The 13,035-nt window shown below is 70.5% G+C and carries 11 protein-coding genes; 10 read left to right on the top strand and 1 reads right to left on the bottom strand.

The genetic code is table 11. The features are described 5' to 3' along the window. Positions 1–218: 218 nt before the first annotated feature. The 5 genes from WME96_RS42485 (at position 219) to WME96_RS42465 (ending at position 7,638) form a co-directional block, all read left to right on the top strand. Positions 219–1,715, top strand: coding sequence for a sensor histidine kinase (locus tag WME96_RS42485; RefSeq protein ID WP_437287231.1), 1,497 nt, complete (start codon positions 219–221; stop codon positions 1,713–1,715). Next, positions 1,712–3,127, top strand: coding sequence for a sigma-54-dependent transcriptional regulator (locus tag WME96_RS42480; protein ID WP_437287230.1), 1,416 nt, complete (start codon positions 1,712–1,714; stop codon positions 3,125–3,127). Before WME96_RS42485 ends, WME96_RS42480 begins: the two co-directional genes overlap by 4 nt. Positions 3,128–3,302: 175 nt before the next feature. Continuing rightward, entirely contained in the window at positions 3,303–3,770 is a 468-nt protein-coding gene (locus tag WME96_RS42475; protein WP_437287229.1) for a hypothetical protein, read from the top strand. 3 nt (positions 3,771–3,773) lie between these two features. After that, positions 3,774–5,177 (top strand): multicopper oxidase family protein, encoded by a 1,404-nt coding sequence (locus WME96_RS42470; RefSeq protein ID WP_437287228.1) that lies wholly within the window; start codon positions 3,774–3,776, stop codon positions 5,175–5,177. Positions 5,178–5,262: 85 nt separating this feature from the next. Beyond that, positions 5,263–7,638, top strand: coding sequence for a heavy metal translocating P-type ATPase (locus tag WME96_RS42465; RefSeq protein WP_437287227.1), 2,376 nt, complete (start codon positions 5,263–5,265; stop codon positions 7,636–7,638). A gap of 25 nt (positions 7,639–7,663) precedes the next feature. Here WME96_RS42465 and WME96_RS42460 read toward each other — a convergent pair whose 3' ends face one another. Further along, positions 7,664–8,566, bottom strand: coding sequence for a sterol desaturase family protein (locus WME96_RS42460; RefSeq protein ID WP_437287226.1), 903 nt, complete (start codon positions 8,564–8,566; stop codon positions 7,664–7,666). 135 nt (positions 8,567–8,701) lie between these two features. Here WME96_RS42460 and WME96_RS42455 point away from each other — a divergent pair, with 135 nt between their 5' ends. The 5 genes from WME96_RS42455 to WME96_RS42435 all read left to right on the top strand — a co-directional run bounded on the left by WME96_RS42455 (position 8,702) and on the right by WME96_RS42435 (position 12,831). Further along, positions 8,702–9,235, top strand: coding sequence for a TetR/AcrR family transcriptional regulator (locus tag WME96_RS42455; RefSeq protein WP_437287225.1), 534 nt, complete (start codon positions 8,702–8,704; stop codon positions 9,233–9,235). A gap of 408 nt (positions 9,236–9,643) precedes the next feature. Next, positions 9,644–10,378, top strand: a complete 735-nt coding sequence (locus WME96_RS42450; RefSeq protein WP_437287224.1) for a DUF1326 domain-containing protein — start codon at positions 9,644–9,646, stop codon at positions 10,376–10,378. An 85-nt stretch (positions 10,379–10,463) separates the two neighbouring features. Further along, entirely contained in the window at positions 10,464–10,736 is a 273-nt protein-coding gene (locus WME96_RS42445) for a prolipoprotein diacylglyceryl transferase family protein (RefSeq protein ID WP_437287223.1), read from the top strand. A gap of 260 nt (positions 10,737–10,996) precedes the next feature. Next, entirely contained in the window at positions 10,997–11,845 is an 849-nt protein-coding gene (locus WME96_RS42440) for a hypothetical protein (protein WP_437287222.1), read from the top strand. Positions 11,846–12,282: 437 nt separating this feature from the next. Then, entirely contained in the window at positions 12,283–12,831 is a 549-nt protein-coding gene (locus WME96_RS42435) for a DUF305 domain-containing protein (protein WP_437287221.1), read from the top strand. The last annotated feature ends 204 nt before the right edge of the window (positions 12,832–13,035 follow it).

The raw sequence follows: 13,035 nt of genomic DNA, 5'->3' as shown, positions 1-13,035 counted from the left end.
GTCCCGAGCAACGAGCGCGCCAGGCTGCCGCGCGCGCGGATCCCGGGGTTCTGCGCGGCGCCTGGTCCTCGCGGTGACCTCGGGGGTCACGCTCGTGTGACCGCCTCGGTCACAAGTCGCCCCTCCCCCGGGTCGAGGATCACGACGCCCGCGCCTGTTCGGCGGCTCGCCGGCCCCTTTGCGGCCCCGGTACGCGGCTTGCGAGGATGCCCCCGTCCATGGCTCCGCCTCCCGCCCCGCAGCGCCTTTATCGGCTCCGCCGCCGGCTGCTCCTGGTCATCAGCCTCCTCGTCGCCCTGGTCGTCGCGAGCGGCATCGCCACGGTGCTCACGGGGCTCGCGTCCCGCCGCGCCATCCTGGAGGCGCACGGCCTCGAGGTGGCCTCGCGCCAGGCGGCGCTGCTCAGCGTCACCGCGCGCGAGCAGTACATTCACGAGGCGCACACGATCATCCTGCGCGACCGCTCGCACGTCGAGCACCACGACGCCTGGGTGAGCGAGCTCGGCGCGAAGCTCGCCGAGCTGCGGCCCGGCCTCGACGCCGAGGCGGCCACGAAGCTCGACGACATCGGCGAGGCGAGCCGCGAGCTCAGCCACCTCTTCTCCACGGCGATCCTGCCCGCGATCGATCGGCAGGACTGGCACGAGGTCCACCACGCGCACGACCGCGCCAACGCGCTCGTCGACCGGATGACGGAGCACGCCGACACCCTGGCGCGCCACTTCGACGAGCGGGCCCTCAGCGCCGAGCGCCGGGCCGAGCGGTTCATCCAGTTCGCGCTGATCCTCGCGACGGCCGTGTGCGCCCTCGCCGCGGCGCTCGCGCTGATCGCCGGGCGCAAGCTCTGGAGCTCCTTCTCCACCCCGCTCTCCTCGCTCGAGCGCGTCGCCGAGCGCGTCACCGCGGGCGATCGCAGCGCCCGCGTCGAGCCGGTCGCGGCCGTGGAGCTCGCGGCGGTCGCCGACGCGTTCAACCGCATGCTGGACGCGCTGTCGCGCACCGAGGCCGACCTGGTCGCCTCGGAGCGGCTGGCGGCGATCGGCCGCGTCGCCTCGGGCGTGGCGCACGAGATCAACAACCCCATCGCCGTGATCCGCGGCTACGTGAAGACGATGGCCAAGGAGGCGGAGAAGCCCGAGCTCCGCGAGGAGCTCTCGATCCTCGACGAGGAGGCGGCGGCCTGCCAGCGGATCGCGGAGGAGCTGCTCATGTACGCGCGCTCGCCGGTCCTGTCGCCGCGCCCCGTGCAGGCCGAGGAGCTGCTCCGGGACGCGGCCTCGCACTGCGACGGCGGGCCGGGGCGGCGCGACCAGCTCCTGCTCGTGGACGCCGAGCCGGCGTTCATCACGGTGGATCCGCTCCGGATCCGGCAGGTCATCGTCAACCTCGTGACCAACGCGCGCGAGGCGACCAGCGCGATGTCGGGAGGTGACGAGATCGTCGTGCGCGGAAGGCAGCAGGACGACGGCTATCGGATCGAGATCCTCGACCGGGGCGCCGGCATCCCCGAGGAGGCGCGCGAGCGCCTCTTCGAGCCGTTCTTCACGACCCGCCGCGACGGCACCGGCCTCGGACTCGCGGTCTGCTATGGTCTCGTGACCGCGCACGGCGGGAGCATCCGGGCGGAGCCCAGGCCGGGGGGCGGGTCCCGGTTCGTGATCGATTTGCCGGGCGTCCTCATCGAAGGAGCAAGGGAGAGCCAGGAGCGCGCATGAAGCCGACAGTGCTCGTCGTGGACGACAAGGCGAACATGCTGGCGCTCCTGTCCAAGGTGCTCGGCAAGAGCGCCCGGGTGCTGACGGCGCGGGGCGTGCGGACGGCGCTCCAGGTGCTTGAGACCGAGCCGGTCACAACGGTCGTCTGCGATCTGCGCATGAACGACGGGGACGGGCTCGAGGTGCTCCGCGCTGTGCGCGCGCGCTGGCCCGGGGTGCCGTTCATCCTGATGACCGCGTATGCGTCGGTCCCGACCGCCGTCCAGGCGATGCGCGAGGGCGCCTATGACTACGTGACGAAGCCGTTCGATCCGGACGAGCTGCGCGCGCTGGTCGAGCGGGCCATGGCGCAGGCCGCGGTGCTGCAGGGCGAGCACGACGCGCCGGAAGCGCAGGGCTTCGCGGGCATGACGGGGCGCTCGCCCGCGATGCGGGCGCTCTACCAGCTCATCGAGCGCGTGGCGCCGACGGACGCGACAGTGCTCATCCTGGGCGAGACGGGCACCGGGAAAGAGCTCGTGGCGCGCGCCATCCATGAGCACTCGTCCCGCGCCTCGCACCGCCCCATCGCGGTGAACTGCGCGGCTATCCCCCGCTCGCTCATCGAGAGCGAGCTCTTCGGCCACGCGCGCGGCTCGTTCACGGGCGCGGCCGCCGATCGCGCCGGGCTCTTCGAGGAGGCGCACGCGAGCACCCTGTTCCTCGACGAGATCGGCGAGCTCCGGCCGACGGTGCAGGCGAAGCTCACGCGCGTGCTCGAGGAGCGGGCGGTGCGGCGGATCGGCGAGTCGCGCGAGCGCAAGGTCGACGTGCGGCTCATCAGCGCGACGCACCGCGACCTCCGGGCCCTGGTCAAGGCGGGCGCCTTCCGCGAGGACCTCTGGTTCCGGCTCAACGTGTGCGTTGTCGAGCTGCCCCCGCTGCGCGAGCGACAGGAGGACATCCCGCTCCTGGCGCAGCGGTTCCTCGCCGAGCGGGCGCCGCAGTCGCGCTCGTCCGCGGCCGGGTTCTCGGCGGCGGCGATGAACGCGCTCCAGGTGTACCGGTGGCCTGGCAACGTGCGCGAGCTGAAGAGCGCCGTCGAGCGGGCGCTCGTCATCGAGACGACGCGCGAGATCCGCCTCGAGTCGCTGCCGTCCGAGGTGCAGGGGGCGAGCCCGCTGCGGCTGACGAGCTCGAGCGACGTGGACCTCGCCCAGCTCTCGTACCGCGAGGCGGTCGACGCCTCGCGCGAGGAGATGAACCGGCGCTACCTCGAGGCCGTGATGCGCCGCTTCCGCGGCGACGTGCTGAAGGCCGCGGCGCACGCCGGCGTCGAGCGGGAGAGCTTCTACCGCCTCCTCCGCCGCTGCGGCCTGTCCGCCGACGACTTCCGCGAGGAGCGGCGAAGCACGGACGGATCGAAGAACTGAGCGGGCATTCACCGCCGGGCGCGGCGAGCGTCGCGAGCGTCGAAAGATCCGTCCGCGCGTCACGGGGCGGCCCGCTGGTGCCTAGAGGCATACGGCGGCGTCCCGCGCCCCATCGCCGTTGTGACCAGACAGGTTACATTCGGGGTATACCAGGGACCAACGAGGATACTCAGCCATGACCTTCTCTCGACTCATCTGCCTCGCCGTCTTGGGCCTCACCGTCGCCGCCTGCGGAGACTCGGAGCCGGGAGGCTCCCCTGGCGGTGGCGCGGGAGGGAGCGGCGAGGGCGGCAGCGCCGAAGCCAGCGGCGGGGGCGGCGGCGCGGAAGCCGGCGGCGGGGGCGGCGGCGGGACCGCGGCGGCGGCGCCCGAGGCGCCGGTGCTCGCGTTCGTGATGCCGATGACGGGCGTTCTCCACGTCGAGTGGACGCCCCAGGAGGGCTGCGATGCGTTCGAAGGCGAGCGCAAGGACCCGATGGACGACTACGCCGTCGCCTTCACCGTCGCGGGCACGAAGAAGGCCTACATGGATCCCGAGGCGACCGAGGACATGGAGTACACGTACCGGCTTCGCTGCAAGGTCGGCGAGGTCTACTCGGCGTACTCGAACGAGATGTCCGGCAACCCCACGGACGAAGAGTAGGCCATGAGCGCGCGTTCACGGGTCCTCCTCGGCGTGGTCTCGCTGGCGCTGCTCTCGAGCGGGTGCGCGGCCGATCGGGCCGAGGAGCCGCCCGCCCCCGACGCCTGGGGCGAGCCCGCCGCCGCGCCCGACAGCAACCCTGACCCCAGGATCGTCGAGGTCGAGCTCGAGGCCAGGGAGGCAGAGAAGAGCTTTCTCGAGGGCAAGACCACCACGGTCCTGGCCTACAACGGCGCGGTCCCCGGACCGCTGATCGAGGCGAACGTCGGCGACACGCTGATCGTCCACCTCAAGAACGGCTTGCCGGAGGAGACGACGATCCACTGGCACGGCATCCGGCTGCCCAACGCGATGGACGGCGCGCCGGCCGTGCAGGAGCCGATCGCGCCCGGAGGCACCTTCACCTACCAGTTCACGCTGCGGGACGCGGGATTCTACTGGTTTCACCCGCACGTGATGGAGGAGGAGCAGATCCGGAGGGGCCTCTTCGGCGTGATCCGGGTGCGCGGCGAGGGCGAGCCGCAGGCCGACGTCGAGAAGATCGTCGTGCTGAGCGACGCGCTGCTCAAGGAAGACGGGAGCTTCGACGACGACATCGACGACGAGCTCATCATGATGGGCCGTGAGGGCAACGTCGTGCTCGTCAACGGCAAGGTGATGCCCGCGCTCGACGTGCAGCCGGGCGCGCTCACGCGGCTCCGGATCGTCAACGTGGCGAACGGCCGGTTCTTCCACCTCGCGCTCCCCGGTCACACCTTCCGGGTCATCGGCACCGACGGCGGGCTGATCCCGAGGCCGTATGACGTCGAGAAGCTCCTTGTCGCGCCTGGCGAGCGCTACGATGCCCTGCTGATCGCCCGGGGCGCGCCGGGGACGGAGCTCACGCTGACGAACGAGCCCTACGAGCGCGGGCACCACACCGGCCAGGCCGATCCGGTGCCGCTCGCCACGGTGCGCATCGGCGAGGGGCCCGCGCTCTCCGGTCGCGCGCTGCCGGACGCGGGCCCTGCCATCGAGCGGCTGCCCGGGGGGGCGGCGGACACGACGATCACGTTCGACGAGGCGTACGTCGAGCGAGAGCTCAAGTTCCTTGTCGACGGCAAGACCCACCCGGATGTGCCGCCGATCCACGTGGAGCGCGGCGCGACGCGCGTCTTCGATCTGAAGAACGACGCAGAGATGGACCACCCGTTCCATCTCCACGGCTTCTTCTTCCAGGTCCTGGCCCGGGACGGCGTCGCCGTGGCCGACGAGGCGCTCGCCAACAAGGACACGCTGATCCTGCCCCAGCGGTCGACGACCACGGTCGTGGCGCGCTTCGACGAGCCCGGCCACTGGATGTATCACTGCCACATCCTCGAGCACGCCGAGCGAGGGATGATGGGCGAGATCATCGTCAGCCACTGAGCTCGGCTGCCGGTGTCAGGCGCCCGGCGCAGCCCGGGGTGTAAGAAGTGTGAGCGCTGGTCGTCGGCGGACAGGGAGCCGAACCATGAACCATGATCACCACCACGCGCATGGCCACCGTCACCCCGCCGGCCTGGAGCGGACGAAGAAGGACCCGGTCTGCGGGATGACCGTCTCGCCTGAGACGGCGAAGGGGCGTCACGAGCACGGCGGTGAGACGTACTTCTTCTGTAGCGAGCGCTGCCTCGCGAGGTTCCAGGCGGAGCCGGACAAGTACGCGCCCGCCCGACCGACCACCGAGGGGGCGAAGCCCCCGGCGAAGCCGGTCGAGCCGGTCCAGCCGACGACGAGCGCCGAGTACGTCTGCCCGATGCACCCCGAGGTCGTCCGCGCGGAGCCGGGCTCCTGCCCGATCTGCGGGATGGCCCTCGAGCCGCGCACGGTGACGCTCGAGGACGCGCAGAGCCCGGAGCTCGCGGACATGTCCCGGCGCTTCTGGGTGAGCGTCCCGCTGAGCCTCGTTGTCCTCGTGCTGGGGATGTCCGAGATGATCCCGGGCCAGCCGGTGCAACACCTCCTCGGCCGCTGGCTGCTCTGGATCGAGCTCGCCCTCGCGACGCCCGTGGTGCTCTGGTGCGGCGCCCCGTTCTTCGAGCGCGGCTGGGCCTCGATCAAGAGCCGACACCTCAACATGTTCACCCTGATCGCCATCGGCACGGGCGCCGCGTACGCGTACAGCGTCGTGGCGACGCTGGCGCCGGGGCTCCTCCCCCACGCGCTGCGCCACGGCGGCGTGGTCCCTGTCTATTTCGAGGCGGCCAGCGTCATCGTCTCGCTCGTGCTGCTCGGTCAGGTCCTCGAGCTCCGCGCGCGCAGCCGGACGAGCAGCGCGCTCAAGGCGCTCCTCGGCCTCGCCCCGAAGACGGCAAGGCGCGTCGGCGAGGACGGCCGCGAAGAGGACGTCCCTCTCGAGCTCGTGCAGCCAGGCGACCGGCTGCGCGTGCGGCCAGGGGAGAAGGTGCCTGTCGACGGCGAGGTCCTCGAGGGGAGCAGCTCAATCGACGAGTCGATGGTCACGGGAGAGCCCATCCCAGTGGAGAAGACGCCCGGCGCCCGCGTCGTCGGCGGCACCGTCAACGGCACGGGCGGCTTCGTGATGCGGGCCGATCGGGTCGGGCGCGACACCCTGCTCGCCCGGATCGTCCAGATGGTGGGCGAAGCCCAGCGCAGCCGCGCTCCCATCCAGCGCCTCGCGGACGCCGTCGCGGCGTACTTCGTGCCCGCCGTGATCGCGATCGCGGCGCTCACGTTCGTTGTCTGGCTGCTCGTCGGGCCGGAGCCGCGGTTCTCGCACGCGCTCGTCAACGCGGTGGCGGTGCTCATCATCGCGTGCCCGTGCGCGCTCGGCCTCGCCACCCCGATCTCGATCATGGTCGGGACGGGGCGCGGCGCGACGGCCGGGATCCTGATCAAGAACGCGGAGGCGCTCGAGACGTTCGAGAAGGTCGACACCCTCGTCGTCGACAAGACAGGCACCCTCACCGAGGGCAAGCCGAAGCTCGCCTCCGTGGCGACGCTGGGCGACCTCCCGGCGAACGAGATCCTCAGGCTCGCGGCGAGCGTGGAGCGCGGCAGCGAGCACCCGCTCGCGAGCGCGATCGTCGGCGGGGCGCTCGAGCGCGGGCTCGAGCTCCTGCCCGCGGAGGGCTTCCGGTCGATCACGGGCAAGGGCGTGGTGGGCACGATGGCCGGACGTTCGGTCGCGCTCGGCAACCTCAAGCTGTTCGAGGAGCTCGGCATATCACCGGACGATCTCCCGCGGCGCGCCGAGGAGCGCCGACAGGAAGGCCAGACGGCGATGCTCGTGGCCGTGGACGGCAAGGCCGCGGGCATCGTCGGCGTGGCCGACCCCGTGCGCGCCTCGACCGCCGAGGCCGTGCGCCTCCTCCGCGAGGAGGGCATCCGCCTGATCATGCTCACCGGCGACAGCCGCACGACGGCGGAGGCGGTCGCCAGGAAGCTCGGCATCGAGGAGGTCGAGGCCGAGGTGCTGCCCGACCAGAAGGCCGCTGTCGTGAAGCGCCTCCAGGCCGAAGGCCGCATCGTGGCGATGACGGGCGACGGCATCAACGACGCGCCCGCGCTCGCCCAGGCGCACGTCGGGGTCGCCATGGGCACCGGGACCGACGTCGCCATCGAGAGCGCCGGGATCACGCTGGTGCGCGGCGATCTCCGCGGGCTCCTGCGGGCCCGGCGGCTCAGCCGGGCGACGATGCGCAACATCCGGCAGAACCTCTTCTTCGCGTTCGTCTACAACGCGCTCGGCGTGCCGGTCGCGGCGGGCGTCCTCTATCCCTTCCTCGGGCTGCTCCTCAGCCCCATGATCGCCAGCGCCGCGATGAGCCTGAGCTCGGTGTCGGTCATCGGCAATGCCCTCCGGCTGCGCCGGATCGAGCTCTGATCGAACCGCCGGCGGCGCGAACAGGTCAGCGTCGGAACGGCAGGGCCAGCACCCGCCAGAACTGCTGCGACGACGGATAGCCCGCGGAGCTGTCGACGCCCAGGCGGCGCGGGGCCGCGTCCGGCCGGTACACGAACGTCCCGAAGACCAGATCCCACAGCGGAAGTACGGTCCCGAAGTTCCGGGCCTCGTCGACGTCGGCGCTGTGATGATACCGGTGCAGCTCGGTGCCGATGAACACGTAGTTGAGGAATCCGGCGCGGATGTCGACGTTGAAATGCGACATCATCGTCTGCAGATCGATGAGCAATATCGCCGCGAAGACGGCCTCCGGCGACAGCCCCAGGAACAGCAGGGTCGACTGGATCAGCACCGCCGAGATGAGCGCGTTGAGGGGGTGAAACACGCCGTGCATCACCACGTACACGCGATCCGGAAGGTGATGCGCCAGGTGGATCTTCCACAAGAAGCGCCCCAGGGCTCCGCTGCCTTCGTGGCTGAGGCGATGGAACCAGTACTGCAGCAGCTCGAAGACCACGAGGAAGACGCCCACGCTGAGGAGCACGGGGGCGCTGGCGAGCGGGCCTTGATGCCGCTCGCTGAGCCACAGGGCCAGGCTGCCAAAGCCGGTCCGCACCACGGCGATGGTGGCGCCCGAGGCCAGCAGGTACTTGAGGTCGCGCCAGAAGCTCTGGCGGGTCATGCCCCAGTCCGGCGACAGCGGCAGCAGGCGCTCGACGGTGATGAGCAAGACGATCAGGCCGAAGAGGTAGCCCCACAGGGTGCGCCTCAGGTCCCAGCCCTGCGTCACGGCGGCGTGGATGATGTACAACGTCACCGCCAGCAGCAGCGGGTACAGCAGGCGGCTCGTCAACCAGATCAGCGTTCCTCGCATGCGATGGAAGCTACGGTCGGGCGCCTCTTCCACCCAGCGACACGGACCGCGGATTGAACGTTAATGAACAAGAGCGCGAAAAAGTCCGGAAACGAGGACAGGGACAGTGGCGGCGACAGGACGCGGACCGCCGGCAAGGTCGCGGATCGGCGCGTGCAGGATCGGCGCGTGCAGAAGACCCGGAAGCTGCTCTCGGACGCCCTGGCCTCGCTGATCCTGGAGAAGGGCTATGACGAGGTGTCCATCCAGGACATCATCGATCGAGCCAACGTCGGGCGGTCCACGTTCTACTCGCATTACGAGAACAAGGAGCAGCTGCTGCTGTTCGGACACGAGCACCTGCGGGCGCTGGTCCTGCGGGACGCGGGACGTCCGCTCGACTTCCTGCCGTTTTACCGCCACCTCGCCGAGATGCACGAGCTGGTGAGCAAGCTCCTGTCCGCGGAGAAGAGCGAGCGGGTGCTGACGCGCTCCCTGGAGGACATCCTGCAGGGCAGCATCTGCCGCCTGTACGCTCCGCGGCTGGCGCCGGAGGAGGGGGCCCTGTTCATGCTCCGCTCCGAGGCGGCGGCGGCGGCGCTGGTGCGGCTGATGACGAGCTGGGTCCACAGGGGAATGCCGTGCTCACCGGAGCGGATGGCGGAGGAGAGCACGGCGCTGCTGCAGCGGGTCCTCGCGGACGAGCGGGCCGCGGCGAGCTGACGGACGCGGGACGAGTGAGGCGCAACCGATTCTCAGGTTGGCATCTCGAGGTCGACCCGGTTACCAGGCGCGAGCTCGAACCCCGCGGGGCTCCGGCACTCCATAGAATCCGGCGTCGGCCGAGCAAGCCCGCCCAGGAGCTCGGCCTCACCCTCCGGGAACCCAGAGAGCTGTTGAAGCTGCGCGGCGTCGGGCCTCTCAGCGCCCTGTAATGTCCGGCGACCGGCGACGTCTCCACGTACGAGATGGGGCAGCGAGCGACTCGATAAAAGAACAACGATGTCGACTGTCCCCCAGGGGATGCTCGCCCTGAGCTCGCAACCTCCATGGGGTTGCCTACACAACCGGACTGACGAAGGAGTGATGACCATGTGCAGCGGTGCATGCAATTGCGATCATGGAACGGAAATGAACGTCCAGAGCGGCGGCCAGCGAGTTCAGGCGCTCCTCGACGCCGTCGAGGGTCAGGCCGGGGCGCAGCCCGACGCCCCTCCGGTCGAGGCGGGGTTGCATGTGGACTGGCGCCTCAGGGGAGAATGGTTTGACATCTGCAGCTGCTCGTTGCCCTGCCCCTGCACGTTCGCGCAGACCCCCACGCACGGGGATTGCCTCTTCACGCTGGTCTGGCAGATCCACGAGGGCCACCACGCGGACGTCGACCTCTCGGGGCTCGCGGTCGTCAGCATCGGCGAGTTCAAGGGGAACATGTGGGTCGGCGACCCGAACGCCACGATGAAGCTGATGTTCTACATCGACGCCAAGGCCGACTCCGACCAGCGGCGCGCGCTGGAACGCATCTTCATGGGCAAGGAGGGCGGCTGGCCCGGCAAGTTCGGCGCCCTGATCAGCGAGGTGCGCAGCGTCGAGTACGCGCCCATCATGTTCGAGGCCGCCGCCGACCTGGCGCACTGGAGGGCCGAGATCCCGGGGCGGGTCAAGGTGGGGGCGCGAGCGCTCACCGGACCGACCGCGGACCCTGGCCGCCGGGTGCAGCTCATCAATGCTCCCGGCGCCGAGGTCGGCCCCGGCCAGGTGGCCACCTGGGGCGTGGTCGAGGACGACCTCGCCGTCGGATTCGACTTCTCCCACCCCTACAAGGGCGGTTCCAGCAAGCACTTCCCCTTCGACTGGCGTCCGGAGTGACGCCTGGGAGCGTCGCGTGGAGCGGCGCTCCACTGGAGCCGGCGCGGCCGGAAATCCCCGGGCAGAGCGGCAGCGGCTGGCGACCGTGCTGGTCGCATCCGGGGAGGTGCTGTCGTCGTTCGGCGGCTTCCTCGGCGCGGTCGTGGGCGCGGCGGTCTTCCTCCGTCGTCACCGCGCCCGGCTCGGGGGCCGCGCGTGGCGCTACGTGGACGCCATCGCCCATGCCCACCCGTTCGGCTGGACCGTGGGTCGGTTCGGCTGTTTCCTGGCCTACGATCATCCCGGCAAGGTCACGACCTTCTTCCTCGGCCAGCAGTCCACGGATGGGTTGATCCGGCGCAACCTCCCGTCCCGGTGACTCGTACGGCCACCATGCCGTGACCACACCGGCCACAACTCAGGGGCACCGAGCCGCGCTTCGATAGACGTGAACCGACGCTGCATTAGGATCGTCTGTGACCATGAAAGTCATAACGAGGCGGCCGCTTCGCTCCGCCGCCGGGGCGATCGAACCTGGCACGGGGGTTCTTCGTCCTCCCGGTGGCCTTGGAGCCATGGCACGGCGCTTGCGCGGTCATGGGTCGTTGCCTCGGATTGACCATGGGCAAGGAGCTCACCATGTCCATCCCTCCATCTATTCACGGTTTCATCCTCCTGTTGTCCGCCGCCTCGGTCCTCGCGGTGGCGGGCTGCATCGCCGACCCGTCGTCCGATGCGGGCGAGCCCGTCGGTGATAGTCACCAGAGCTTCGATGAATGGAAGGCCAGCCTCCCGCGCGATCCGAACGACGGCGCTTATCTCGTCGACGGCGACATCGGCGTTCACGACGACGCGACCCTGAAGGAGCTCTCCGCCGAGCGCGGGCAACCGGGGGCGCTCATCGTCAACAGGCGCGCCGACGGGAGCGATGACCGCTGGAGCGACGAGCAGAAGATGAACCTGACGTATTGCGTCTCTCCGCGCTTCGGCGACGATCACGACGCGGTGGTCGCCGCGACGCTGTCGGCCGGGTCCACCTGGGCGGGCGCCGCCGCCGTGCGCTTCGTCTACCAGCCCGACGAGGACGAGGCCTGCGAGTCCGAGGAGCCCCTCGTGCTGTTCGAGGTGGTCCCCGCCAACGGCACCACGTACAACGGGCGAGCTTTCCTTCCGAGCATGGTCGCGCGGGGGTATCACCAGGTCTTCATCGATCTGGAGAACATCGCTCGGGCCCGCTCGAAGACCCTGACCGGGGTCCTCCGGCACGAGCTCGGGCACGTCCTCGGCTTCCGGCACGAGCACGCCCGGCCGGAGGGCAACGGCGCCTGCCCCGAGCGCCCCGCCTGGCGGGCGCTCACGCCTTATGATCCGGCGTCCGTGATGCACTACAACGCGGCGAGCCGGTGCCAGGGCACCAACGCGGGCGACTACGTGCTGACCTCGCTCGACGAGGCAGGGGCGGCGGAGCTGTATGGCGAGCCTGGATGAGCTCCTCCGCGATGGGCCCCTGCCGCTCCGGGCAGCGGATCAGTGGTTGTCAGGGATACCTGAACACGCCTTCTGTAACCGGTGCAGTTACTCCGTGAGTATACGGGCGCGCGAGCAAAGGCGCCACACCTGCGGCGTCTTGACCGGTCGAGGACGCTCTCCGCGGGCGATGCGCTGGCCGATGGGACGCCGTGCCCGAGGGGACAGCGGCGGCACCGCGTTCGCATGGGCGGTCTGGTCCCCTGACACTGGAGGATACCATGGTTCCGAGTCCGCATTCACGACCGATCTCTACCGATGGGCGGCGCGCCACGCCCCGTGAGCGCCGCGCTCCTTCGTTGCGTCCGCTGCGCCGAGGCGAGGTCGATGGGCGAGGGCACAGCTCACGTCCAGGCCGTCTGCTCGCCGCCCTCGTCCTCGCGGGGGCCTCTGTGCTCGTGAGCGCGTGCAGCAAGTCGTCCCCGGACGCTCACGACGGCCACACGGCGGGCGGCGGAGAGACGGCCTCGGCGCCGTTCGACCGGCAGTTCATCGACATGATGACGCCTCACCACGAGGGCGCCGTGATGATGGCCATGACCGCCCAGGAGCGGGCCGAGCACGCCGAGCTCAGGGCGATGGCCGACGAGATCATCTCGGCCCAGAACGAGGAGATCAGCCAGCTCAAGAGCTGGCGCGAGCAGTGGTACGGGAGCGCAGAGACGCCGCCCATGGACGAGATGCCCATGCTCGAGGGCGTAGAGCACGGCGCGATGATGGACATGGCGAGGCAGAACGAGGAGCTGAAGACGGCGGAGCCGTTCGACAAGGCCTTCATCGACGCCATGATCCCGCACCACGAGATGGCGATCGACGCCGCCGAGGTGGCCCTGCAGAAGGCCGAGCACGCCGAGATCAAGACGCTCGCCTCCGGCATCATCGAGGCGCAGCAGCGGGAGATCGAGCAGATGCAGGCGTGGCGAGCGGCGTGGTACCCGGAGGAGTAGCGGCCGCGCCGGCAGGCCGAGCGACCGGCGCCGGCGTCGCCCTCGACAGCGCGGGGGCGACGTCGAGCCGGGGCGAGCCTCGACGAGGAGGAGCAGGTACGGCCACATCCGGCGGGGCGGCGTGACCGAGACGGTCACATCCGCCCGCTGAGGCCGGGGGCGACGGCCGGGCGAGGCGCGCGGTTGGCGCGGGTCGCGCAACCG

This window comes from Sorangium sp. So ce406, assembly GCF_051474675.1.
GTDB classification, from domain to species: Bacteria; Myxococcota_A; Polyangia; order Polyangiales; family Polyangiaceae; genus Sorangium; species Sorangium cellulosum_G.
Note: the sequence above shows the minus strand (reverse complement) of the source record. Positions and strands in the feature narration are given on the sequence as shown.